This is a genomic window from Bacteroides hominis (assembly GCF_033042785.2).
Taxonomy (GTDB): Bacteria; Bacteroidota; Bacteroidia; order Bacteroidales; family Bacteroidaceae; genus Bacteroides; species Bacteroides hominis.
This window is the reverse complement of record NZ_CP178829.1, coordinates 866,041-891,426: the sequence shown is the minus strand read 5'-3', so window position 1 is coordinate 891,426 and position 25,386 is coordinate 866,041. Positions and strand designations below refer to the sequence as shown.

16 protein-coding genes and 1 tRNA gene are annotated in these 25,386 nt (G+C 45.1%); 6 read left to right on the top strand and 11 right to left on the bottom strand.

The genetic code is table 11. The annotated features are described in order from the left end of the window. Window positions 1–151 precede the first annotated feature (151 nt). Window positions 152–973: a glycerophosphodiester phosphodiesterase family protein gene (locus tag R3O62_RS04105; RefSeq protein ID WP_050496871.1), complete on the top strand. Its 822-nt coding sequence runs from the start codon at window positions 152–154 to the stop codon at window positions 971–973. A gap of 93 nt (window positions 974–1,066) precedes the next feature. On the opposite strand, the gene R3O62_RS04100 is transcribed toward R3O62_RS04105, so the two are convergent. Together R3O62_RS04100 and R3O62_RS04095 are read right to left on the bottom strand one after the other, a co-directional pair. Continuing rightward, the gene (locus R3O62_RS04100; protein ID WP_005781799.1) at window positions 1,067–2,077 is read right to left on the bottom strand and encodes a 2-oxoacid:ferredoxin oxidoreductase subunit beta; all 1,011 of its coding nucleotides are present in this window, start codon (window positions 2,075–2,077) and stop codon (window positions 1,067–1,069) included. A gap of 3 nt (window positions 2,078–2,080) precedes the next feature. Continuing rightward, window positions 2,081–3,931, bottom strand: coding sequence for a 2-oxoacid:acceptor oxidoreductase subunit alpha (locus R3O62_RS04095; protein ID WP_005811730.1), 1,851 nt, complete (start codon window positions 3,929–3,931; stop codon window positions 2,081–2,083). Between the two features lie 506 nt (window positions 3,932–4,437). Between R3O62_RS04095 and R3O62_RS04090 the strand changes: the two genes are divergently transcribed. Beyond that, window positions 4,438–4,512, top strand: a tRNA-Arg gene (locus tag R3O62_RS04090). 68 nt (window positions 4,513–4,580) lie between these two features. Here R3O62_RS04090 and secDF read toward each other — a convergent pair. The 4 genes from secDF to R3O62_RS04070 all read right to left on the bottom strand — a co-directional run bounded on the left by secDF (window position 4,581) and on the right by R3O62_RS04070 (window position 11,073). Then, on the bottom strand, window positions 4,581–7,604 hold the full coding sequence (secDF, locus tag R3O62_RS04085) for a protein translocase subunit SecDF (protein ID WP_269096424.1): 3,024 nt from the start codon (window positions 7,602–7,604) through the stop codon (window positions 4,581–4,583). Between the two features lie 813 nt (window positions 7,605–8,417). Then, window positions 8,418–9,515, bottom strand: coding sequence for an endonuclease/exonuclease/phosphatase family protein (locus tag R3O62_RS04080; RefSeq protein ID WP_005781809.1), 1,098 nt, complete (start codon window positions 9,513–9,515; stop codon window positions 8,418–8,420). Window positions 9,516–9,518: 3 nt separating this feature from the next. Next, window positions 9,519–10,418 carry a rhomboid family protein gene (locus R3O62_RS04075; protein WP_005781812.1) on the bottom strand — a complete coding sequence of 300 codons (900 nt, stop codon included), beginning with the start codon at window positions 10,416–10,418 and terminating at the stop codon, window positions 9,519–9,521. After that, window positions 10,399–11,073, bottom strand: a complete 675-nt coding sequence (locus tag R3O62_RS04070) for a rhomboid family intramembrane serine protease (protein WP_005781814.1) — start codon at window positions 11,071–11,073, stop codon at window positions 10,399–10,401. Before R3O62_RS04070 ends, R3O62_RS04075 begins: the two co-directional genes overlap by 20 nt. A gap of 247 nt (window positions 11,074–11,320) precedes the next feature. On the opposite strand from R3O62_RS04070, the gene R3O62_RS04065 reads away from it, so the two are divergent. Together R3O62_RS04065 and argS are read left to right on the top strand one after the other, a co-directional pair. Then, on the top strand, window positions 11,321–11,593 hold the full coding sequence (locus tag R3O62_RS04065) for an HU family DNA-binding protein (protein ID WP_005781816.1): 273 nt from the start codon (window positions 11,321–11,323) through the stop codon (window positions 11,591–11,593). Between the two features lie 87 nt (window positions 11,594–11,680). Next, window positions 11,681–13,474, top strand: a complete 1,794-nt coding sequence (gene argS, locus R3O62_RS04060; RefSeq protein WP_032538267.1) for an arginine--tRNA ligase — start codon at window positions 11,681–11,683, stop codon at window positions 13,472–13,474. A gap of 100 nt (window positions 13,475–13,574) precedes the next feature. Here the strand turns inward: argS and R3O62_RS04055 are convergent, their stop codons facing one another. From R3O62_RS04055 to R3O62_RS04035, 5 genes are all read right to left on the bottom strand, one after another. Beyond that, entirely contained in the window at window positions 13,575–14,552 is a 978-nt protein-coding gene (locus tag R3O62_RS04055) for a DUF4842 domain-containing protein (protein ID WP_032530943.1), read from the bottom strand. 171 nt (window positions 14,553–14,723) lie between these two features. After that, the gene (gene topA, locus R3O62_RS04050) at window positions 14,724–17,069 is read right to left on the bottom strand and encodes a type I DNA topoisomerase (RefSeq protein ID WP_317472890.1); all 2,346 of its coding nucleotides are present in this window, start codon (window positions 17,067–17,069) and stop codon (window positions 14,724–14,726) included. A 119-nt stretch (window positions 17,070–17,188) separates the two neighbouring features. Continuing rightward, window positions 17,189–18,892 (bottom strand): TonB-dependent receptor, encoded by a 1,704-nt coding sequence (locus R3O62_RS04045; RefSeq protein WP_005811719.1) that lies wholly within the window; start codon window positions 18,890–18,892, stop codon window positions 17,189–17,191. 6 nt (window positions 18,893–18,898) lie between these two features. Beyond that, window positions 18,899–21,907 carry a tetratricopeptide repeat protein gene (locus R3O62_RS04040; RefSeq protein ID WP_032530941.1) on the bottom strand — a complete coding sequence of 1,003 codons (3,009 nt, stop codon included), beginning with the start codon at window positions 21,905–21,907 and terminating at the stop codon, window positions 18,899–18,901. Between the two features lie 39 nt (window positions 21,908–21,946). Then, entirely contained in the window at window positions 21,947–22,468 is a 522-nt protein-coding gene (locus R3O62_RS04035) for an NUDIX domain-containing protein (protein ID WP_005822363.1), read from the bottom strand. A gap of 337 nt (window positions 22,469–22,805) precedes the next feature. Here R3O62_RS04035 and R3O62_RS04030 point away from each other — a divergent pair, with 337 nt between their 5' ends. Next, on the top strand, window positions 22,806–23,933 hold the full coding sequence (locus tag R3O62_RS04030; RefSeq protein WP_005822362.1) for a 6-bladed beta-propeller: 1,128 nt from the start codon (window positions 22,806–22,808) through the stop codon (window positions 23,931–23,933). Between the two features lie 20 nt (window positions 23,934–23,953). Then, on the top strand, window positions 23,954–25,090 hold the full coding sequence (locus R3O62_RS04025; protein ID WP_269110289.1) for a DUF4221 family protein: 1,137 nt from the start codon (window positions 23,954–23,956) through the stop codon (window positions 25,088–25,090). Window positions 25,091–25,386 lie beyond the last annotated feature (296 nt).

Sequence of the window (25,386 nt, the reverse complement as noted above, 5' to 3'; positions counted from 1 at the left end):
GCAGCCTGCCTTCTTGCTCCCTGATTATGGATCGGGGGGAAAGAAGGCAGGCTGTTTTTTTATAAAATGGTTTCTAATAGCAAACAAGAAAGAAGAGATTTATGTATCTTTGTCACCACTATATAATGAAACGTGGAAAGATACAATTAGAGTGAAAAATAAATTTTCTAAAATATTCTCAATAGCTGTTTATACGTCTTTTGCTTTATCGGTCGGGGCTTGTAAGAGTGATCCCGTCCGGTTGCCGGAACTGAGCGGGCACCGGGGAGCCGATTGTATCGCGCCGGAGAATACGCTGGCTTCGGCGGATTCTTGTATAAAGTATAAGATTGACTTTATGGAGTGTGACGTCTGTATCAGCAAGGACAGTGTGTTTTATTTGTTACACGACTCTACTTTAGACCGTACGACGAATGGAACAGGACCGATTGCCGGATGGCTTTCGGCGGATATTGATACGCTGGACGCAGGTTCGTGGTTCGGAGAAGAGTTCAAGGGGCAGCGCGTACCCCGGTTGGAGGTTTTGTTGCGCAAGGCCAAACAGAACGGATTAAAACTGACCCTCGATTATCGTTCGGGGGACTTCGGGCAATTGCTCAGTCTGGTGCGCAGAGAAGGAATGCTGGAAAATTGTACATTCACTTTTTGGTCGGACAAACAAGCAAAAGCATTTCGTGAGGCGGCTCCTGAAGTACGGACTTTGCAAGCGTATGTGGGAGGTGGTGCCGAACTTGATAAGGTTATAGCGGAAATAAACCCTAATATTGCAGTTATCCGGATCGATTCATTGGATGAGCATTTGGTGGAGCGTTGCCATAAAAAAGGGTTGAGAGTGCTTGCGTTAGCATTGGGCACCGACAATGTGGAAGAGTCCGACCGGAAAGCTATTGAACTTGGAGTGGATGTGTTGGCTACGGACAGACCGGAATTGTTTGTGAAGAAATACAGACCAGAGCATACATGGAAGGAGTGAAACGATGCGGGGACAGATATGATCTAAAAATAAGGGGTATCGTTCAACGATACCCCTTATTTTTAGATCATATGAATTAACGGGAAGGGTGTTTTATTTTACTTCCCATGTTTCATTGGTCATCAGTAACTCCTTGAAGTTGTGATACTTCTTTTTGCCTTTCACTTCGTCGATCTGTTCAACGATTGCATCGTTATAGGTTGGAGCTTCCACGTCACGAATCACACCGAGTGCAATCGGGAAATCCGGTCCTTCCATCAGTGCTAACTTCAGTTGCAAAGTGTTGTCTTGGCTGTGGGCATCGTGAACCAGGATGTCTTTTTCCGTAATGCCGTTTTCGCCTACTTTCACCACTTTCAGTCCGAAACCTTCCTGCATCAGTCCGAATTCTTTGTTCTCACCGAAGAGCATCGGTTTGCCATGCTCCAGATAGATTGCATTCTTAGAACGTCCCTCTTTGGTTGCTACCGATTCGTGTGTGCCGTCGTTGAAGATGACACAGTTTTGCAAAACTTCTACGACTGATGCCCCTTTATGGTTGGCGGCAGCTTTCAGGACTTCGACAGATGCCGGTCCGTCTACTGCTACACAACGCGCAAAGAAACGTCCGCGCGCTCCGAAGCAGAGCTCTGCCGGATGGAAAGGGTCTTCTACGGTTCCGTAAGGAGACGATTTGCTGACGAAACCACGGTCGGAAGTCGGAGAATATTGACCTTTAGTCAGACCGTAGATACGGTTGTTCAACAAAATCATATTCAGGTCGATATTGCGACGTACCGCATGGATAAAGTGATTGCCGCCAATGGCCAGCCCGTCACCGTCACCGGAAATCTGCCAGATGGTTAAATTCGGATTAGCTACTTTGGCGCCTGTTGCGACAGCAGCTGCACGTCCATGAATGGTATGGAAACCGTAAGTGTTGACGTAATAAGGCAAACGGGAAGAACAACCGATGCCGGAGATTACGGCAATGTTGTGTGGAGCTACTCCCAGTTCGGCCATGGCCTTGTGCAGAGAGTTCAGGAAAGCGTGGTCACCACATCCCGGGCACCAACGAGGCTGGCCTGATTTATAATCTTTTGCTGTATATACTGTTTCGCTCATCTCTTATTCCTCCAATAATTTAGTAAATGCTTCTACAAGTTCTCTCGTTACGAACGGCTGGCCCTTTACTTGGTTGAACTGGCTGATATTCAATCCGGGCACTTTCATGCGCAGATATCCTGCAAATTGTCCCAGGTTCTGTTCGGCCACCACGATCTTTTTGTATTTCTTCAGTACTTCAGCAGTGTTCTTAGGCAGCGGATTGATATATTGGAAATGGGCAAGTCCCACTTTCTTTCCGTTTTTGCGCATATGTTCCACAGCTGAATAGAGATGTCCATAAGTACCGCCCCAGCCAACTACCAACAGGTCGGCATCAGTATCGCCCTGTACTTCAAGTTCGGGGATGCTGTCGGCTATCTTTTCTATTTTAGCCTGGCGTAGAAGCGTCATTTTCTGGTGGTTCTCAGGTTCTGTAGAGATCACACCTGTTTCATTACTCTTTTCAAGTCCGCCGATGCGGTGCATGAATCCTTCTGTTCCGGGAACGGCCCAATAGCGCGCGCCGCTCTTTTCGTTACGTTGGAACGGAGTCCATGTTTCGGCCATCTCCGGTGTCACATACGGCGGTTTGATAGCCGGATATTCGTCCAGGTCAGGAAGTTTCCAGGCCGCAGAACCGTTGGCGATGAAGGCATCGGTCAGCAGTACTACCGGAGTCATGTGCTCAAGAGCTATTTTGGCTGCCATGTAGGCGGCATCAAAGCAGTTAGTGGGCGAAGTGGCTGCAATGACGGGCATCGGGCTTTCGCCATTGCGTCCGTAGAGGGCTTGCAACAGGTCGGTTTGTTCCGATTTGGTTGGCATACCGGTAGAAGGTCCCCCGCGCTGTACATTAATTACGACCAATGGCAGTTCGGCAATAACAGCCAGGTTCATGGCTTCGCTTTTCAGGCAGACACCCGGTCCCGAAGTCGTTGTTACAGCCAGATCGCCTGCAAAAGCCGCACCAACGGCCGAAGCACATCCGGCAATTTCGTCTTCACACTGAACGGTTTTCACCCCCATTGATTTATGTTTTGCAAGCTCGTGCAGGATGTCGGTAGCGGGAGTAATAGGATATGATCCTAAATAGAGTTCCAACCCGGCTTTTTCCGCAGCGGCGATCAGGCCGTACGATGTAGCTTTGTTACCATTGATATCGGTATAGAGTCCTGCGGCTTTCGGAGTTTTACTTTCAATTTTGTAAGTGGAAGTAGAAGCGTGCGTATTGGCTCCATAATTGTAACCGTCGTTCAGCACTTTGATGTTGGCAGCGGCAATTTCCGGTTTCTTGGCGAACTTCTCGTTCAGCATTTTCTCTGCGGCGGACAGGTTACGGTTGAACAACCAGCATACTAATCCGAGGGCGAACATATTTTTGCAACGCAGCATGGCTTTGTTGTCCAGTCCGGAGTCTTTGAGGCTCTCCTTGCACATCGATGAGATGGGCACTTCGAGCACTTGTTGTTTGATTCCCAGCTCTTCAAAAGGGTTGCCTGTTTTAAACTGTGCTTTTTCCAGATCTTTTTCTCCGAAGGAGTCGGAGTCAGTGAGGACCAGTCCCTGCGGTTTACAGAATTTAATTTGAGTTTTCAGTGCGGCGGGATTCATGGCTACCAATACGTGGCAATGATCACCGGGGGTGAATATTTTACTTGCGCCAACGTGTACCTGAAAACCTGACACACCTGTCAGCGACCCTTGCGGAGCACGGATATCTGCCGGATAATCGGGAAATGTACAGATGTCATTTCCAACCGTAGCCGACACGTTCGAGAAGATGTTGCCGGCCAACTGCATACCGTCGCCGGAATCGCCGGAGAAGCGAACAACCACTTCCTCCAATTCTTTAACCATCATTTCGTCTGCCATAATTCTATTTATATATTTAAATTTAGGATTAACATTAACCGGTGTTAGTGTGTTCTTAGAATATTAACCACCAGCGTGTCTTTTTTGTTTGTCACTTCCTTGTATATGTGGCAGGCAAAGTTCGCAAAGTTAAGTGACTTAACAAAATCTTTTCTGATTTATCTGTAGGGCTTTATTAAAAGATACCCGTTTTGCTGCTATTTTGTTCTCCGGAGTAAGCAAAATGTCTGCATTTTGTCCGAATATAGGCATTCTGACAAGCAGATTGATATTGCTTCTTCACCCTTCTTCTGACGAATTGCTCTTCAATCGGCTTGATAGGTAGATATATGATTGTATTTTAATTGAATTTTCTTTCGTTTTTTGTGTTTTGAGTTCATTCTTGTGATCGCTCGTCTATTCTTTATTGATATAGGAGGTATTTGCATATTCTTCTTGTATAAATCTATTCTTCGGGGTTTGCCAAATCGGGAGAATGCGTTATCTTTGCAGTCGATATCTATCATGGCCCTGTAGTTCAACGGATAGAATAGAAGTTTCCTAAACTTTAGATAGGGGTTCGATTCTCCTCGGGGCTACCATAAAACAAAAAGCCTCCTTCGCATAATCGCGAAGGAGGCTTTTTTATTACCTTATAATATATCAGGCTTTATTCTTCTGTAGTAGTTGCCGGTGCCGAACCTTTTTTGTTTTTCAGCATCATATAAGCAATCGGAGAAGCTACGAACAGTGATGACAGTGTACCGATAACAACACCCAGAATCATTGCGAAGGCAAAGCTGCGGATAGAATCACCACCCAGGATGAAGATACACAGCAATACGATCAACGTACTCAATGAGGTATTGATGGTACGTGCCAGAGTTGTGTTCAGAGAGTCGTCGAACAACTGTTTCACATTGCGTTTCGGATACAGACCGAAGAACTCACGAACACGGTCGAAGATTACCACTTTATCGTTGATTGAGTAACCGATAGCGGTCAAGATGGCACCGATGAAGGTCTGGTCAATTTCCAGAGAGAACGGCATCCAGCCCCAGCACAGGGAGTATGCACCTAAGATCATCAGTGTATCACTGGTCAGAGCTACAACGGAACCCGCACTATAAGCGATGTTACGGAAGCGGATCAGGATGTACAGACCAATGGCGATCAGGGCGAATACAACCGACCAGATAGCTGAAGTCTTGATATCGTCGGCGATACTCGGACCTACTTTCTGTGAACTGATAATACTGCCGCCTGTGTGGTTGTCACGGTCGATGAATGTAGCCAGGGTGATGTTCTGAGTCAGCATGGGTTTCAATGCTTCGTACAGGTAAGATTCGATTTCCGAGTCCACGTTGTTACCTTCGTCCTGAATGCGGTAGTTGGTACTGATACGTACAGTCTTCTTGTCGGTACCGATAGAGATGACACTTACGTTGGCATCGCCGAATTTGTTAGAAATCAGCTCACGTACCTGTTCCGGTTCAATCGGATTTTCGAACTGAACCTTGAAGTTACGTCCACCGGTGAAGTCGATACTCTGGCTCAAACCGCGGGTTACCAATGAACCGATGCAGATCAGCAGGATCACGCCTGTGATAGTCAACCATTTCTTGTTGCCACCCATAAAGTCGAAGTGGGTATTTACCAGCATCTTCTTTGAGATAGGTGAAGTAAATGTCAGATTCAGCAGTTTGTCTTTGTTCATGAAGTGTTCGTAAACCAGACGGGTCATGAACACGGCTGTGAAGAATGAACAGAGGATACCGATGATCAGGGTTGTGGCGAAACCACGGATCGGACCTGTACCGAAGTAGAACAGGATGATACCGGTGATGATAGAAGTCAGGTTGGAGTCGAAGATAGCAGAGAAGGCATTTGAATAACCGTCCGCCAATGCTTTCTTCACGCCCTTACCGCTACGAAGCTCTTCTTTGGTACGTTCGTAGATCAACACGTTCGCATCCACCGCCATACCGAGTGACAGCACCATACCGGCAATACCTGACATAGTCAGTGCGGCCTGGAAAGATGAAAGGATACCCAGCGTGAAGAAGAAGTTCAGCACCAAAGCGCCGTTGGCAATCATACCCGGGATGAATCCGTACATAGAGCACATATAGATCATCAACAGGATCAGAGCGACAACGAATGAGAAGATACCTGCGTTAATGGATTCCTGACCTAATGACGGACCAACGATGTCTTCCTGAACGATGTGTGCAGGAGCCGGCATCTTACCGGACTTCAATACGTTAGCCAAGTCCTTTGCCTGTTCCGGAGTAAAGTGGCCGGTGATCTGTGAGTTACCGCCTGTGATTTCGTTACTTACGTTCGGTGCGGAATATACATAGTTATCCAATACGATGGCGATGGACTTATTGATGTTCTGTTTGGTCAACAATGCCCAACGGCGTGCACCGTCAGAGTTCATCGACATGCTTACAGACGGTTTGCCATATTGGTCGTAGTCGTCTTTGGCATCGGTTACAACGTCACCTTCCAGCGGTGCTTTGCCATTACGTTCGGTCGATTTGATAGCATACAATTCGAAAGTCTGTCCTTTCGGATCGTATTCGAACGGAGAAACACCCCATTTTAAACGGAGATCTTTCGGCAGTTCGGCAGCTATTTCCTTCATAGCGAGGTATGAATTGACAGTAGCTGTATCTTTGTAGTTGGCGTAACCTACTACGGGACCTCCGTTGGGGTTTACACTCAGGATGGCCAGTAGCGGATGTTCTTTTTTCAATTGTTCCAGATCGGCAGAAGAAGCCTGCTGTTTCTTTTCTCCACCTTTCAGTGCGGCAGCAAGGCTGTCGGCGGCGCTGACTGCTTTATCGGGAGTAGCTTCTGTTGCAGCCAAGGCTGTCGAATCTACTGCGGCAACAGTATCGTTGGCAGTAGTTTCGTGTGCCAGGACTGCGCGGAGTTTAGAGTCGGCAGCCTGCAAGTAAGGAGCTACTTCTTTGGCGTTGTATGTTTCCCAGAATTCAAGGTTAGCCGATCCCTGGAGCAACTTTCTTACACGTTCGGGTTCTTTGATACCCGGAAGTTCCACCATGATACGTCCCATTTTGTCCTCGAGGCTCTGGATGTTGGGCTGAACCACACCAAAGCGGTCGATACGTGTACGAAGCACGTTGTAGGAGTTGGTTACGGCAGCTTTTACTTCTTCTCTCAACACCTTCTCAACTTCGGCGTCAGATGATTTCTGGTTTACTTTGTCTTTGAGCTGTTGTGTTGCGAAGAGTTCAGAAAGCTTGGCACCCGGGGCAGTCTTGTGATACTCTTTAATAAAAAGCGTGATCACGTCGTCCTGGCTGGTAGTAGCTTGTTTGGCAGCTTCGGCCAGTGCTTTGTTGAAAGCTTCGTCGGGCTTGTTGTCAGCCAATGCTTTGATAACATCGGGTACAGACACTTCGAGGATAACGTTCATACCTCCCTTAAGGTCCAGACCTAAACTGATTTCCATTTCACGACACTGTTTCAGCGTATAGTTACCCAACCATACTTTCTCGTTGGAGAGAGAGTCGAGGTAGTCCTGCTCCACTTTCACATCGCCTTTCGCAAACTCTTTTGCCTTATTGGTATAATGGCGAGTCACGAAGGAGAAAGAGAGGTAGAACACGCATACCAGCGTGAGTAATACCGCAAAAACCTTTACAAATCCTTTGTTTTGCATTTTACTTTTAATTTATTATGATTACATTTTAATTGATTTCTGTCGCATACAAGGCTGCAAATATAGTTTTTTTTTCACATTCAGAAGTAATTAGGAGGCAAATATTTGAATGTGAAGGGGATTTTTGAGACGCTTTGGCGGATATTGGCGGAAGTATCGTTTGTCATTTTGGCAATATGTCAAATGAAGGCTCTCAGATTTCATTTTTTCGGCTCTTGGCACAGGTTCCCCCGCAAAAACGGCTCTATTTCGTTCCGGAGTTTATCGCATTTTCGGTTTTATCTTTCATTTTCTTTCAGAAAGAAAGCTGTGTGGACGTAAATGTTCCCGATACGTCTTCCGGGGAGGATAATCTGTCTTTTTGATGTTCCGATAAGGACTGTTGAGAGAAGGCTGTTAGAAGATTATAAGGTCCGGATAAGTGTTATTTTTCGGGACAATAGATGTAATTTGAATAACATATAGAGATATGGGGGAAAAGAAGTAAGCATTTTCCGAAAATGCTTACTTCTTTTGGGGTAAATGCTTACTTCTTTTCCCGAAAAGAAAGGGTCTTTTTGCCCTAAACCCCGGCTCATGTCGATGTAAACCCCGGCTTTCCGGTTCCAATTCACCGTTTTTTCTTCTGTCCGGCTCCTGGTTTGAGACTTTTTTCACCGGGTATGGTTAGCGAATAGCGCTTTTTACTGTCTTTTTGTTACTGAATCGGATTGGCGGGAAACAAAAGCGCACATTCCGCTTGTTGTGTCCCAAAGGCAGTACTGACGCGTACGGGGCTGTGTGGATGCTGTAGGAACGAACTGTTTCCTACGATTAATCGGGGAGCGTGATGTAGCACCAGATGGGGTAATGGTCTGAGTCTTTGATCGAATTGTCTACCGTACATCCCGATGCTTTCAGATTCTTGCTGATCAGGATATTGTCGATCCGGAAGTAGAATTTATTCTGGTTGTACGAGATACCCAGTCCTCGTCCCGATTCGGTGAATGCGTCATCCAGATCTTGCGAAATAACCCGGTGGGCATACGATATGGGAGAGTCGTTAAAGTCGCCGCAAACGATGACCGAGGGGTAGGGCGAACGGGCTATTTCCTGAGCAATGGCGCGTGCCTGTGCCGAGCGGATAGCCGAAGCTTCAGCCAGTTTATTGACGAGTTGCCGGATACCGCTTTTCACTTTTCCTGCTTTCGGGTCTTTCAGCATGTCTTCGTATACTACTTTATCTTCGCGGGTAAGCTTGTTCGATTCAAGATGATTGTTTATCAGCAAGACGGTGTCTTTTCCTATTTTTATATCGTAAACCATGCTGCCGTTGTAGTTGCTCTGATAGTCGAGCATACGGGCGGAAAGAATGGGGAATTTGGAGTAACAGGCTATCTGGCTGCCGGCTCCCGTCTTTCCCACCTGTTTGATGTGACGATACGGGTAGTCTTTTAAGGCTTGCCTGATCTCCTTATTGTTGAGGTGTATCTTGGCTGTTTCGGAACCCGCATACTCCTGCATGCAGACAATGTCGGCTTTGCTGTTCTTTATATAGTTCAGAATAGGGTTCTGTCCATTCTCTTTCTTCATGTTGCCAAAGGACATGATGTTGTACGAAAGGAGTTTAATGCTGTTCTCCGGCTGTCCGGACGGCCCCATGTTGAAGGGCATATACGTCCTGATCTGCGGATAACAAAGCAGGAATCCTAAAAGAGGTACCAACGCGAGACGGTAGCGCACGATAAGCCAAAAGACCAGAAAGCAGAAATTGATGACGAGAAAGATGGGGAATGTCAGTCCCAGACACGACTGCACCGGGTGTACTTCAGGGTTGATGTACGGACTGTAAGCTGTCAGCAGCAACATTCCGATGAAGAATGCGTTGACGGCCAGGAACAGGAATAGGGCTAATCTGCCTATATGCTTCATGCGTTATCTTTTGCTTGCGTCGAACAAGCTCTTTTTTTCTTCCGTAGTCAGGCTCTCGTAACCCGATTTCTTCAGTTTGTCGAGAATGCGGTCTATCTCGTCCGACTGTGCCTTTTTACGGGCATTGTAGTCGTAATCGTTCTGACGGGTATTGTTTCCGTAATGCACCTTCATTTTGGGTTTCCGTTTCCAGGTTTTGGCGCTGAACAGGGCGGCGATTGCGTCGAGCGCTTTGTTAACCCATGAAGTGATGTCTTTCCCTTTGTTCAGGCTGGCCGCAAACCAGAGTCCTGCCAGTGCCCCGCCCAGGTGGGCGATGTGCCCGCCTGCATTGCTTGAGGTGATAAAAAACAAATCGGTCAGCACAACGATCAGGGCCAGATACTTCAGACGCACATTGCCGAAAAAGAGAAGGCGTACAGGATAATTGGGCTCCCGATAGGCGGTTGCCACTACGATGGCCAGCACCGAAGCCGATGCGCCTACCATGGTGGAGTAGGCGGTCATTGGGCGAAAATACGGAAAGACATTATAAGAGATCATATACAGCAGCCCGCCACAGATTCCGCCTACAATATAAAGGCCTCTCAGGTGTTTGCCCGAGAAGAAATACAGGAATAGCGAACCGAACCAATAAAGCCAGAGCATGTTGAACAGGATGTGCAGGAATCCTGCATGCATAAACATATAGGTAAAGATGGACCATGGTTGCCATACAAACCGTGTGAAGGATGCCGGCAAAGCTAATAATTCAAAGATCCCTGCCGCGCTCCGGTTGAACAACTGCAACAGGATACCGATCAGCGTCGTAACAACGAATACACCGACGTTGATGAATATCAGTTGGATATAGACGTTTCCTCTGCGAAACGCTTCTTTCAGGTCAGTTATAATATGTCCCATTGTTTCTGTTCTTTTTTCTCCAGTACATGATCAGGATAAATCCGAATATCATTCCTCCGAGGTGTGCAAAGTGTGCCACGTTATCACCCGGATTGTTGGCAAAGCCTGCGTACAACTCTATCAGGGCATATCCGATGACGAAGAACTTTGCCTTGATGGGGAAGGGCAGCGGGAAGATGAACAACTGCTGGTTGGGGAACAACATTCCGAAAGCCAGCAAGATGGCATATACGGATCCCGAAGCTCCCACTGTGGTCATCATGTTCAGGTATTCACTCATGGGGATAATACCCGTACCGATGTTTACACTGGTATATTGCGACAGTTCGGTCACGTACTGTATGTATTGCACCACCTCCTGAAGTAGGCCTGCGCCCACGCCGCAGAGGATATAATAGAATAAAAAACGTTTCGGTCCCCATACTTGTTCAAGAATCCGGCCGAACATCCATACTGCGAACATATTGAAAAAGATGTGGCTGAATCCTCCGTGCATAAACATATAAGTGAATAGCTGTGCCGGATTGAAGTTGTCGGCGAGGAAAAAGTGGAGACCCAGATAATCGGATAAGTTAATCCCGTAGCTTTGCGCTACAAGTTGACCGAGGAATAGGAGAACATTGATAATTATCAGGTTTTTTGTTACAGTTGGCATTCTTCTAATTTGTTAATGTAATTAATGTGATAATGTGTGCATTAGCTCCTTTACACATGATAATAGACGCAAAAATACGAATAAATTCTGTTCTACAGCAGAAAAATAATCTACTATTAGTTCTTTTTCAACAATTTGATGTGTTTTTTTGATGTTTTTATTTGATATGTTGTTTTGTTACTCTATATTTGTGAGGATTTTAAGGATATCTTTTGTGTAACATATATTAATTAATCATTTACGTATTATGAATAAGGCTGAACTTATTAATGCAATGGCAGCAGAATCCGGTTTAAGTAAAGTGGATTCTAAGAAAGCACTTGAAGCTTTCTTTTCTTCGGTTACAAAAGCTTTGTCAGCTGGTGACAAAATCTCTTTGGTTGGTTTCGGTACATTTTCTGTAGCTGAAAGAGCCGAAAGATCAGGTATCAATCCTTCTACAAAGAAAGCGATTATTATTCCCGCAAAGAAAGTTGCTAAATTCAAGCCAGGTGCTGAGCTGGCAGATGCTATAAAATAAGCATTTATAGTTGAAAAGAAATTAAGAGAGGAGACGCTGATGCGTCTCCTTTTTTTGTATCTTTGCGCGCAGAATAATAACTTGGATATGAAGATAGAAGATAAACTTGTGGCGTCCGTAATCAGCGGACTCAAAGCGCTTTACGGACAGGATGTGCCTGCCGCGCAAGTGCAGTTGCAAAAGACAAAGAAAGAGTTTGAAGGACACCTCACCCTTGTGGTATTCCCTTTCCTGAGAATGTCGAAGAAGGGCCCGGAGCAAACCGCACAGGAAATCGGTGAGTATCTGAAAGCCAATGAACCGGCTGTAGCAGCTTTCAATGTGATCAAGGGCTTCCTGAACCTGACCATCGCGTCGGCTACCTGGATCGAGCTGTTGAATGAGATTCATGCCGATGCACAATACGGCATTGTCTCAGCGGATGAAAATGCTCCGCTGGTAATGATTGAATATTCGTCACCCAATACCAATAAACCTCTTCATCTGGGCCATGTGCGCAATAACCTGTTGGGTAATGCACTGGCCAATATCGTCATGGCGAACGGAAATAAGGTAGTCAAAACCAATATCGTCAACGACCGTGGTATCCATATCTGCAAGTCGATGCTGGCATGGCAGAAGTATGGCAATGGTGAAACACCCGAGTCGTCGGGTAAAAAAGGCGACCATCTGGTAGGCGATTATTACGTCGCTTTCGACAAGCACTATAAAGCTGAGGTAGCGGAGTTGATGGAGAAAGGTATGACCAAGGAAGAAGCCGAGGCAGCCTCTCCGCTGATGAATGAAGCGCGTGAGATGTTGGTGAAATGGGAGGCGGGTGATCCAGAAGTGCGTGCACTCTGGCAGATGATGAATAACTGGGTATACGAAGGCTTTGATGAAACCTACCGTAAGATGGGAGTGGGCTTCGATAAAATCTATTATGAATCCAATACATACCTGGAAGGCAAAGAGAAAGTGATGGAAGGTCTTGAAAAGGGTTTCTTCTTTAAGAAAGAAGATGGCTCGGTCTGGGCTGACCTGACGGCGGAAGGATTGGATCATAAACTGCTGCTTCGTGGAGACGGAACCTCGGTATACATGACTCAGGACATTGGTACGGCCAAATTGCGTTTTGCCGACTATCCTATTAATAAGATGATCTATGTGGTAGGAAACGAACAGAACTATCACTTCCAGGTATTGTCCATCTTGCTTGATAAGCTCGGATTTGAGTGGGGCAAGAGCCTGGTACATTTCTCTTATGGTATGGTGGAACTGCCTGAAGGCAAGATGAAGTCGCGTGAGGGTACGGTGGTAGATGCTGACGACCTGATGGCGGAAATGATTGCGACAGCCAAGGAAACTTCTCAGGAATTGGGCAAGTTGGACGGGCTGACACAGGAAGAGGCAGACGACATTGCACGTATCGTCGGACTGGGAGCACTGAAATACTTTATCCTTAAAGTGGATGCCCGTAAGAACATGACCTTCAACCCGAAGGAATCTATTGACTTTAACGGTAATACAGGTCCTTTTATCCAGTATACTTATGCACGTATCCAGTCCGTTCTGCGTAAAGCAGCCGAAGCAGGCATTGTGATTCCGCAAGTGCTTCCGGCCAATATCGAGCTGAGTGAGAAAGAGGAGGGATTGATTCAGATGGTTGCCGACTTTGCCGCAGTAGTGCGTCAGGCCGGTGAAGACTATAGCCCGTCAGGTATCGCCAACTACGTTTACGATTTGGTGAAAGAATACAATCAGTTCTATCATGACTTCAGTATCCTGCGTGAAGAGAATGAAGACGTGAAACTGTTCCGTGTCGCTCTGTCTGCCAATATTGCCAAGGTTGTCCGTTTGGGAATGGGATTGCTGGGCATTGAAGTACCGGACAGAATGTAAGATATTCTTTGAATAAAAATAGAAACTACGGGATTTCTTTAGTCAGAACAACTGCTAAAGGAATCCCGTAGTCGTATTTGCCTCATAAGTTCCGGAGAAATTATTGCAGATCCTGATAGTCCCAGATTTTATGTGACTTGCCATCTTCACTTATGATGCCACCGGAACAATATTTGTAAACGAGTTCCTTTTGGAAGCTGCCGATGGAACTTGCTTTTCCGTTTATCCAGTCGCTAAAACCGGGGTAAGTCTCAAAAAGACTGTTCTTTTCCTGCGGATAACTGAACGTACCGTTACCACTCGCTACGGCAAGGCCGTAAGGCATATTCTCCTTATTTACCATATCGTATACTTTGTAATCGATATCTGAACTGGCAGCGTACATCCGTTTTCCGTCTACTTCGATAAACCAGGCTACCCATGCTGCTTTTTGTTCTGTTTTGGCGAAAGCATAGTTTTGTATATTGGTTGAGGAGAGCCTATAACGTATGGGAGTATTGTCGTCAACCGTATTGATGAATCCCTGTTTTCCTGAAAACAAATCAGTCCTTACGTCATTACTGATAATATGTTCGGAACCATCGGACAAGATGCATCCCAATTTTATCGTTTTAATACTTCCTAAAGCAATCGGTTGGATTTTTATGCTTTGCCAGGTTTCGTCAGGGTGTTGGTAAGCGTGATTGCTTGCAGTGTTTTGTACGTGAATGATTAAGTCATTGTAATCATAATCACCGTTTTGCGTATCTTCAAACATGACTGCCTGCCAGGTCTTGGCGTAAGTGGTCTCGGCACCTTCTTTTAGAACATCATAACTAATGTTGATACCATCTCCCGCACGGGTCGAAACTGCCGTATTTTTAGGTATACGGATGGTGATGGGTTCATTGGCTACGGCTATGGTGTCTTCTCCGTAAGTCACAAAGGTCGTATACCCTTCTTTGATAGGCACGTCGAAATCCTGAGAGGTTTCGCAGTTTGCCACACGTGTTTCAATAATCTGAGAATAATCTTTCTCGTCTTCGATGCAGGAAGCCCACAATGCAATAGAGGCAACTGCTAAAATGACTTTCTTCATAGATTGTTTGTTTTGTTTGTCCGGCAAAGATATGCAATAAAAGTGATAACTTGCTGAATAATAGTTGGGAAAATAAAAAAAACACAAATGATACAGATGCTGCACACTTCTCGGGAAAGTTGGCAGATTCTGTATCATCCGTGCTTTTTAATCGGGGAGCCTTGAGTATGGCTATTTCTTCTTGGCATAGCGTCCGCGTTTTGGAGCGCTTTCTGCCTTTTCGCTTTGCAGTTTAATGATTTCCAGACAAGTCTTGTAATTCAGGTCGGTCGGTACTACATCTTTCGGGATTTTATAGTTACTTCCTTTATAGGTAATGTATGGGCCATACCTGCCGTTAAGGATTTCCATTTCCGGATCTTCATCGAATCTTTTGATGTGCTTTTTCGCTTCTGCTTCGCGCTTGGCCAGAATCAGTTCGATAGCTTCGTCCAGTGTAACTTCCAGCGGATCGTAGGTTTTGGGCAAAGACACATATTTAGAGTCATGGTATACATAAGGTCCGAAACGTCCTGTACCGATGGTTACGGTTTTTTCTTCAAATTCTCCTACTTTGCGCGGCAATTTGAATAAATCCAGTGCTTCTTCCAGTGTGATGGTCTCCATGGACTGCCCTTTCTTCATCTGTGCGAAGCGGGGTTTGTCCGTATCGTCGGCTGTGCCGATCTGTACAACGGGACCGAAGCGTCCGATTTTTACCGATACGGTTTTTCCGGTTTTAGGTTCTTCTCCCAAGATACGTTCGCCTACCTTATGTTCGGTTTTAGTAGCCAGTGTCGTTTCCACTGACGGATGGAACTCCTTGTAGAAGTCCTTCATGATGCTTGTCCATTTTTTATCACCTTCGGCTATTTCGTCGAATTGCTTTTCTACGTTAGCTGTGAAGTTATAATCCAGGATGTTGGGGAAATATTCGGTAAGAAAGTCATTTACTACAGTACCGATGTCGGTCGGCAACAGTTTCGATTTCTCCGCCCCGACAACTTCCGTGTGTTTGACATCTGTAATTTGATCATCCTTCAGAGTCAGTATGTCGAATGAACGTTCTTCTCCGGTTTTATCGCCCTTCTCTACATATTCGCGTTGTTGGATGGTGGAGATAGTCGGTGCGTAAGTTGACGGACGTCCGATTCCCAATTCTTCCAGTTTGCGCACCAGGCTGGCTTCAGTGTAACGCGACGGGCGTTGTGTGAAGCGTTCGGTAGCTACAATGCCCTGATGTTCCAGTATCTGTCCTTTTTTCAGAGGAGGCAGCAGGTGGCTCTCGTCTTCCTGTTCGTTATCATCGTCATACGACTCTTTGTATACGCGCAGAAAACCATCGAATTTAATAACTTCTCCGGTAGCGGTGAATTTGTCGCTTCCGCTACTGATACCAATGGTTGCCGTTGTTTTCTCCAATTCGGCGTCTGCCATTTGTGAGGCTATGGTACGCTTCCAGATCAGGTCGTATAGCTTTCTTTCCTGCGCCGATCCTTCGACAGTCTGGTTTTCCATATAAGTCGGACGAATGGCTTCGTGCGCTTCCTGGGCACCCTTGGTTTTTGTAGCAAAGTGGCGGGGATGCACATACTGTTCACCCATCATCTGTGCGATGGCAGCCTTGCTACCTTCTGTGGCGTATTCCGACAGGTTGACCGAGTCGGTACGCATATAAGTGATCAATCCCGATTCATAAAGTTTCTGGGCAACCATCATGGTCTGTGCTACAGTGAACCCGAGTTTGCGGGCTGCTTCCTGTTGCAGGGTAGAAGTCGTGAAGGGAGCCGCCGGACTTTTCTTTACCGGGCGGGTTACGATATCTTCAATGGAGAATGTGGCAGCTTTGCATGACTCGAGGAACTTTTGGGCTTCCTTTTTCGTCTTCAGGCGACGAGCCAGCTCCGCTTTCATCTCTACCAGTTTACCATCGGTATCTGGTACCAGGAAAACCGCAGTGACACGGTATGAGGCTTCACTTTTGAAAGCCTGTATCTCGCGTTCGCGTTCTACAATCAGTCGTACTGCTACCGATTGTACCCGGCCTGCAGAGAGCGCCGGTTTCACTTTCTTCCACAGCACAGGTGAAAGTTCGAAACCTACGATGCGGTCTAAGATGCGGCGGGCCTGCTGAGCATTCACCAGGTTTATGTCAATGTCGCGCGGCTGTTCGATAGCCTTCAGTATGGCTGTTTTGGTGATTTCGTGAAAAACGATACGCTTCGTATTTTCAGGTTTTAGTTTCAGTACCTCGTAAAGGTGCCATGAAATAGCTTCTCCCTCACGGTCCTCATCGGATGCGAGCCATACGGTTTCCGCTTTGCTTGCTTCCTCTTTCAGTTTATCGACCAGCTCTTGTTTCTCTTCCGGTATTTCATATTTGGGTTTGAAATTCTTTTCTATATCAATAGAAAATTCTTTTTTCTTCAGGTCGCGAATATGTCCGTAACTTGAGAGAACTTTAAAATCTTTCCCAAGAAACTTTTCAATCGTTTTTGCTTTTGCTGGAGATTCGACAATGACAAGGTTTTTCTGCATATCTGTGATATTAAAACATATAAATTGCCCGCAAAAGTAGAAAAAAACGTTTTCTTTACCTTATAATATAGAGAGAATCTGATATTTTTGCAAAAAAAGACCTTTTTTATAAGAATCTTTTAAAACTGGAAGCTAAGTCCTCCTACAAAATTGATTCCCTCAACCGGATAATACAAGTAGTACTGATATTTCTTATTCAGCAAATTGTCAGCCTTTACATATGCCGAGATTCCCTTGAAAATTTTATATGTAGCTCCCAAGCTCAGATTGCTGACGGCAGGAATACTTTTCCCGTAAGCTACGCTGTATCGTTCGGCTCTGCGGGTATATTGGTAGCCTGCGTTTAGCCAGAGTGCGGGTATCGGATGAACTTCTGCATGAATACCAAAATCAAACTCCGGTTTCATCAACAATGCTTCATCGTAGCTGGAAGCTCCCGAATCGGTTCCTTTGTTGTCCGTATCCCAGTGATAATAGGTTCCTCCTGCCGATAGGGCGAATAGGTCCTTGTATTCGTAGCTGGCTTTGATGCCTGCGTAAAAGTTATCCGTATTGGTTTGTCCCAAAGCGATATAATTTGCTCCGCTTCCACCAATCCATTGGTCTGCCGACTGGTACAAATCATCTTTCAGATTCTGGTATCCGCCGAATATATCGAACCAGAGGCCCGGTGTCGGACTGGCTTTGAATCCTAATCCGGCATTCAGTTGCTCATAAGTGTCTCTGACTTCCTGTCCCGGATCGAGGTATGGATTGTAAGTCTCCAATCGGCGGAAATCATTCAACTGTCTGCCTCCGGTTGCTTTGGCGTATAGTACGTAACTGTCGGAGAACACATATTGAGCTTTTACGTCCGGAGAGACACGTACTGCTTTTCCATTTCCGAAAGAGAGGTCTACGTTGGCTCCGACATGTACTCTCCAACTGTCATCATTCAATTCGTAGTAGGGATTCAGATCAAGCGTTGTACGGCTCTTGAAAATATTCTTTATCCGGTCTTTATTTTCTTTCAGTTCGTTCCCGTAGATCAGATTGTTCATGGCAAATCCGATAGCTACTGTCTGCTCGTCGCTGATTGAACCGCTTACGGTTGCCAAGGTGCGTATCAGCGTTTCGTTTACTCCTCCGAAGAGCTGACATTGTTGGCGTCCGTATAACATCAGGTTGGTCTCCGCCCGGTATTGCAGCGGTAGGGTCTCGTCAGTCGATTTCACTCCGAAGTGCACATCACCGGAAGTAAACTTCTGCTTCTTGAATCCGTAGGGTTCGTAATTGAAGTTGCTCAGGCCGAAATTACCGGCTACGTTCAAATCCAGTTTGGCAAATTGGTGAACATAATCTACGTTTGCCCTTGTGCGGTAATAGAAGGCATTCCATTTTCGGGTATCACCGAAAGGCATATCTAACTTTCCGTCCATTCCGTCCATCTTGAAGTTTACGTTCAGTTTGTCCTGATCCGAGAGCCGGAACAGGTAATTGGCCAATATATCCAGATTGCCATAATTACCGTATCCCAGACGGACGTATCCCGGAATGAAGCCCGGTTGTATTTCCTTGCCGGTGTAAGCTCCTATTGTCCCTATCGGAATTGAAGTAGCGGGCGTAGTGAATGTAGCATATTCCACCTCTTTTTTACTGACAGTAGGCTCTTCTACTTTAGGGAGGACATTTACTTTGGAAGCATCCATTATGTCCGGGTTATATTGCTGCTCTACCACTACGGTGCGGTTTACAGTCGTATCTTTGGGTTGCGTCTGAGCCAGTATCGAAACAGGCAGCGCGGTAAAAGCAATTCCTAAAAGGATATAATTGTTATATTTCATACTCTGTTACTTATTAAGGTTGTTCAGTCTGCTTTCAATCATATTCTCGATATCATCGTCAGCATGGTAATTCTGTTGCAGGCTCAGCAAGTACTGGCGGGCATCCAGCTTTTTATCCATAGCTACGTATACATCCGACAGGAGGATGAACCCGCGTGCCAGCCAGTAGGCATGTGGTGTGCTTTGGTCGATGAAGTTCAGCAACTCTTTCTCTGCGGCTGCATAATTCTGCGTGTTGTACAACTCTTGTGCAACCAGGAATTTTGCTTCCGCACCATACAGGTTGCGTGTATCTTTGGCCAACTCTTTTAAATCTGCCATGGCTGCCTTATCTCCTTTCTGGTTCAGGTAAGCCTTTGCCCGATAATACAAAGCTTCATTCTTGAGTTCAGGACTCAGTTTGGCTTCGGATAGCAAGGCCGTTGCCGCATGGATGGTTTCCGTATCGTCTTTCAGCAAATAAGCTGCACGGAGCATACCCGTTTCAGCAAGCAATCTTCGTTCGGCAGTGGTTGCTTTCTCTTTCAGCATTTTGTAACTTGCCAATGCATCGGCAAACTGCACTTTGTTGAACTGAACTTCCGCACGCATAATCAGTGCTTCTTCCGAGAACGGATTGTCCGGATATTCAAGCAACTTGCCCGAGTGTTCCAGAATCATATCATAATTTTTCTGTTCTTTACCTATCAAGCAGAGATAATAGTGGGCATTCAGTCCGAATGCTCCGTCCGGGAAAGTTTGCAGATACTTTCCGAAGCTTTCTTTAGCCTGTTCCACCCGTCCGCGCATATAAATCTTCTCAGCTGCCATGTAGGTCAGTGAATCCTGTTCGCTGGCATCGAAGCGGATGTTGCCCGGCATGGCCGAAGCCAGTGCGGCAAATTCGTCGATGCGGTTCATGTCTACATAGATCGACTTCAGGTCGCGCATGGCCAGGCGGGCTTCGTCGCTTCCCGGATATTTCTGTACTACCTGTTTATAAGCGTCAATGGCCTGGTTATAATCTTCATTCTGGTAGTAGAGCAAACCGATTTCCGCTGCTGCCTTGCGGCTGACTGGGCTTTCGGGATATTTGGCCAATAACTCCTTGAAAGAGGTGATGGCCTGTTGGTTATTATCCATCAGGACATAAGAACGTCCTTTTTCGTACAGAGCACTGATGGCATAGGGTGAAGCGGGATATTTACCTGCCAGGCGGTTCAGCCAGGTGATTTTGCCTGAATAGTCTTTTTGCAGTCCCGATACCAGTGCGAGTTGGTAGAATGAATAATCTCCCGAGGGAGTATTCATTGCTTCTGCCTGTGAATAATAGTGTTTGGCTTCATCGAAGTTACGTACATCCAGGTAGCAGTCACCGATGCGGTTGTAGGCATCGGCCAGTGCCGTTTTATTTTCTCCTTTCTCCAGGCTGATGTATTTTCGGAACCAGTTTTGTGCTTGTACATAATCTTTTTGATGAAATGCGATATAGCCTAAGTTATAATGTGCCAGGGCATACATTTCGTTATTGGTCTGTTGAGTCAGTTGCAGATAATCGGTGAAGTTACGTTTGGCTTCTTCCATCCGGTTCAGTCGATAGTATGCTTCGCCCCTCCAGTAGAGGGCGTCTGCTTTGGTCTGCCGGTTGTATTGTCCGAGTCCGAGTGAGCGGTCGAAGTAGCCGATGGACTGTTCGAATTGCGTGTTGGCAAACGCTTGTGTACCCAGTTGGAATAAGATACGCTGTTTGGCTTCCAGAATACGTTTGCCGGGGTGGGCGATACGGTCGATTGACTTCAGTGCCGCTTCATAGCTCCGCGTATTCATATATACCTCTACCAGATAGCTGCTTACCATCTCGGCATATTCGGAGGTAGGGAATTCATTGAGGAATTTTTCAAAGACAGTCACCGATTCTCCGAAAGCCGAATAAGATGTTTCGTGGATACATAACGCATAATTGTAGGCAGCTTGTTCTTTAATCTTCGGATTTGCGTTCGAAGCGGCAGCCTGTTCGAATGCCATGCGTGCTTTGTTCTTTTCAGCCAGATGCAGATAGGCAAGTCCCATGTGCAAGTAAGCATTCTGTGTCAACGCGTCGTTTTCGGTAGTGACTTCTCCAAGTGTTTCGGCAGCTTTAGAGAAAACACCGGTCTGGAAATAAGACAGCCCCAGCATATAGAGTGCATCTCTTCGGGGTGCATTTTCTTTTTCCAGATAATTTCGGAAAGAAGTGACCGCCTTGTGATAATCTCCGAAATGATAATATGCATCTCCCAGAATCCGGTACATTTCAGCGGCGTGTTCGTTTTGCGGATAGGCAGACAGGTAATTCTGAGCCACGATCTGAGCCTTGTCATAGTTCTTCTTGATGGCATAGATTTCAGCAATGTAATAGGGTACCAGGGCTTTGTATTTAGCGTCATCCTGTAATGGGAGAAAGCCTTTCAGTGCTTCATCGTACCGTTTCTGCGTGTATCGGATGTATGAGATATAGTATGAGCAGTCATTCGCATACTTGGGACTGCTTGCTTTCAGGGTTTCGAACCAGATGGCCGCTTCTTTGACATTGCCTACTTTCAGGTAGCAGGTAGCCAACTGGTAGGTCATGTCGTCCCGTTCTTCATTGCCCAGCAGGTCGAGACGTGAAGAGTTGAACAGGGCAAGTGCTTCGTCATAGTTCCCCTGGTAAAAATAAGCGGAAGCTATCAGTGCATAAATCCGGTTGGCGTGAGGAGTGTCCGGATAGGTATCCAGATAGCTGCGCAGTTGTGCGATGGCATTGCGGTCTTTCAATTCATATGCCGAGCATACCAACATGTATTCAGCCTCTTCTTTCAGGTTCACATCCGCTTTCTGGCGGACAAATGTGCGCAGGGGAGGCATTGCGGCTGCATAGTTCTTTTGCAGGAACAGCTCTTTCCCTTCTTTATACAGATTTACGGGAGACGTTATTTTCTCGCTGGTTTGTGCCTGCAGAGCGACAGGCACACAACATGCCACGGCACATATCAATCGTGATATCTTTTTTTTCATAATTCAGAGTTTTGACAAAAGTACTTGTTTTTATGTATTTTACCTCTCTTTCAGGAATCTTTTTAACCCTTTTTTGATAGAGCCGAGTCCGAACTCTTCGGGATTAATTTGGTTCAATGGGACGAAAAACGAGTCTGCTACATCATCCATTGCCTCAAAGTGACTTGTGTTTTCCACTTGGCAAAGGAAAAACATGTCGAGCGTATGTACAGGAAACCCGGAATAGATATAAATGTTCGGAAGTGAAAACAGGTAGGTTGCCTTTTTCACTTTTAGTCCGGTTTCCTCTTCTACTTCCCGAGCCACTCCTTCTTCACCCGTTTCGTTCATGTCGATGAAACCGCCCGGAAGGTCCAGCGTGTCTTTAGCCGGTTCTTTGGCACGACGACATACCAACAGTTCGTCTTGCTCATTCAGAATCAGTGCCACTGTAGCCGATGACGGGTTGAAATAATAAACGAACCCGCAATCGGTACATTGTTTAGACTTCTCGTTATGAATCTCAAAATGGGCTGAACCACATTTCGGACAGTATTTGAATTGGTTAAGTGGGTGTTCCATCCTTCTCATTGTTTTTGTACGGGCAAAAATAATGAAAAAGAAGCAGTTTCAGGTGATATGTCCGTCAGTATTGTATGTTTGATAATATAAAGCGTATAAATCCGTATGGAAATTAATGCAGCGCATTTTTGCACATTGCACTGCATTTGGCTTTTATATTGTCTATATTATGGCATTTGTCTGATTATTAGCTAATTTTCTACGATCATTTCGTATATTACTGATAAACAAATATATATGCATGTATTTTTTAGTGCGAAAGTTTGTCCCTTTCAAATATATTCCCTATTTTTGAAGAACCGATTCCGAACCTTATATTTAATAAACAGGCAGGATTATGAAAAAGTATATATGTCTTTTCTTGACGCTTTGGGGATTATTGCCGGGCTTTGCCCAGCAGACCGACACTGTAGTACTGAATCTTTCGGAAGCCATTACCCATGAACCCAAGGTGATAATGCTTAGCGAAATAGCTTCCGATATTCACTTTATTTCTTTGGAAACAACGGATGACTTTTTCTTGTGCGATGAATATCGCATCATCTATACCGGAGATGATATTCTGGTATATGACCGGCAGATGAGAAATTATTTTCGTTTCGATAAGAACGGGAAGTTACTCAACCGGATTGGTGAGTATGGTCAAAAGACGGAGAATTATCTTGTGGGACTGTCGTTCTCTTATGATTATTCGGAGAAAAGAGTATATGTACATGATATAAGAACACTGGTCTGCTATGATCTGGATGGAAAATTTATAAAACGTATACCGGTTCCGCATCTCAATGGCGATGCCTGTGCGGTATTTGATAAAGGGCATATCCTTTATAGTGATAGCCGGTTTTACATAGATCGGGATAATCCGTTACAACTCTTTCTGACAGACGAAACCGGTAAGGAGTTAAAAGTGTGGCAAGGATATGTTGAGAAATATAAGTCTTATAAAGCTCTGATGTCTACTCGCGATTTGATGTACAATTATCAGGGAGCTGTTTATTTTAAACCTGCATTTGAGAATCTTATTTATAGGATAGATGGACAGGGAGAAAAGACGGTTGCCTGGCAGTTTGATTGTTCAGGTTATGAGATCAATGTTTCTGTCAATGAAGCTGATCCAAAGAATCGTTATCAGGCTATTTCTGTTCAGCAAGTGTTTGAATCGGATCACTACTTATTCGTTTCCTATATTCTAAGGAACAACAATTTCACAGGTTTGTATGATAAAGATCAAAGGACGTTTTCGAATGTAATTGTAAAGGATGACTTATCCGGAGGTTTTGATTTTATCTTCTCCGGTATAGGTTTTGGTAATCAGTTGATAAACGCTCATGCTGTTTCCTATGCAAAAAAGGCAGAACGCTATCCGGAAGCTTTATTACCATCCCGCAGGCAAGAATTGGATTCATTGGTCAATCAATTACGTATGGGAGATAATCCGGTGATATCCATAACGACTTTAAAATAATAACGACTAAAACGAACGATATGATGCAGAAAGACTTTTTTATCAGTGTGTTAACTTTAGGGCTGATCCTTTGTTTTATTGCTTGTGGAGAGAAAAAAATAGCCGTAAAGTCCGCGCTTGAGAGGGTGGAAGCTTTTGCTTTTGATGTAAATGACGATTATCTACAGAGCTACGCCGGTAGTTTTTGTTATTCCACATCAGCCCGTATTGATGGTAAACAGTGTTTAGTAGTCTATAATGGTAAACTTCACTCTGTTGATATTTTGAATCTGACCGATTGTCAGCCTTTGCGGCAAGTAATTTTGGCTAAGGAGGGGCCGGATCAGATCCTTACTCCCAAAGGGGTTGGCTATTATAAGGATTCATTTATTATATTTACTACCAATGGTTTGTATCGCGTTGGTCAGGACGGGAAAGTATTGTCTAAGAAACTGCTGAATGATTTGCCTCAGGTTAAGGAAGATGGATATGGCATAGCCGTACCCGGTCTTTCTATTTATTTTAGTGTGTATAGTTTCTTTGGATTTGATGCCAGTAAGGGGGTAGTGGCATTACCTCTTTATTCTTATGAGAAAGATGCTACAGGAGAATATCCTAAGAAAGTATTGGTCATTTCGTGCGATGATTGGACTATACGGAATGAAGTGGAAATAGATTGTCCTGATATCATAAAGAAGGAGGGAGACATGCAATTATTGAGTTGCATCAATGTACTTCCTCACGGAGACTGGCTGATTTATAATTTTCCGGCATCTTCCAAAGTTTATGTTTACGATTTGTCGGCAAAGAAGAGTAAAGAATATGATTTCCCTTCTACATTTACAGATTCTTTTTTCCGTTTACCGGATATGAACGAAGAGGAATCCGGTTTCGGATGTCTGAAAACCGGTTATTATTTCCCATTGTGCTATGATGCGTACCATGACGTGTTCTGGCGAGTTCAGCAGGGACCATTGGATGGGCATGGAGTAGCAGGCAAGCCTTTTTCTGTCATGTGTATATCTACTGACCTGATGAATAGTGCAGAATACGTGATTCCTGCCGGTTCAAAAATTTATCCGGATCTGGCTTTTACGGATTCATTGGTTTTATTGCCTTATACGGGAGGAGATAAGATAGGTGAAAACAATATGTGCTTCTATGGATTGAAGTATTAAGGCTTTCCATCTTCTCCTCTCATACGAAAAGTGCATTTCGATCTTTCATCTTCCACCTTTTTTGAGATTACCGATTGATTATCTGTAGTTTAATAGGGTGGAAGATAGCGTTTTAAGGCCATTTATCTTCCACCTCTATCTTCCATCTTCCACCCTCTTTTTTAGGAGGAATATTCGTTTTAATGACTTGATATATAGATAGATAATGTTTGTTTTTTAACTGTTTAAGTCTTTAAAAGCATTTTGTATTCCTTGCTATCTTTAGTGGAAATGGTTGTTTCTTTATCTGAGTCCGG

Coding starts and splice junctions, on each gene's coding strand:
- R3O62_RS04045 (WP_005811719.1), bottom strand. CDS start 18,892: ATGAAATATAACAATTATATCCTTTTAGGAATTGCTTTTACCGCGCTG.
- R3O62_RS04075 (WP_005781812.1), bottom strand. CDS start 10,418: ATGGGACATATTATAACTGACCTGAAAGAAGCGTTTCGCAGAGGAAAC.
- R3O62_RS04030 (WP_005822362.1), top strand. CDS start 22,806: ATGAAAAAGTATATATGTCTTTTCTTGACGCTTTGGGGATTATTGCCG.
- secDF (WP_269096424.1), bottom strand. CDS start 7,604: ATGCAAAACAAAGGATTTGTAAAGGTTTTTGCGGTATTACTCACGCTG.
- R3O62_RS04040 (WP_032530941.1), bottom strand. CDS start 21,907: ATGAAAAAAAAGATATCACGATTGATATGTGCCGTGGCATGTTGTGTG.
- R3O62_RS04070 (WP_005781814.1), bottom strand. CDS start 11,073: ATGCCAACTGTAACAAAAAACCTGATAATTATCAATGTTCTCCTATTC.
- R3O62_RS04035 (WP_005822363.1), bottom strand. CDS start 22,468: ATGGAACACCCACTTAACCAATTCAAATACTGTCCGAAATGTGGTTCA.
- R3O62_RS04025 (WP_269110289.1), top strand. CDS start 23,954: ATGATGCAGAAAGACTTTTTTATCAGTGTGTTAACTTTAGGGCTGATC.
- R3O62_RS04100 (WP_005781799.1), bottom strand. CDS start 2,077: ATGAGCGAAACAGTATATACAGCAAAAGATTATAAATCAGGCCAGCCT.
- R3O62_RS04055 (WP_032530943.1), bottom strand. CDS start 14,552: ATGAAGAAAGTCATTTTAGCAGTTGCCTCTATTGCATTGTGGGCTTCC.
- R3O62_RS04065 (WP_005781816.1), top strand. CDS start 11,321: ATGAATAAGGCTGAACTTATTAATGCAATGGCAGCAGAATCCGGTTTA.
- R3O62_RS04080 (WP_005781809.1), bottom strand. CDS start 9,515: ATGAAGCATATAGGCAGATTAGCCCTATTCCTGTTCCTGGCCGTCAAC.
- R3O62_RS04095 (WP_005811730.1), bottom strand. CDS start 3,931: ATGGCAGACGAAATGATGGTTAAAGAATTGGAGGAAGTGGTTGTTCGC.
- topA (WP_317472890.1), bottom strand. CDS start 17,069: ATGCAGAAAAACCTTGTCATTGTCGAATCTCCAGCAAAAGCAAAAACG.
- argS (WP_032538267.1), top strand. CDS start 11,681: ATGAAGATAGAAGATAAACTTGTGGCGTCCGTAATCAGCGGACTCAAA.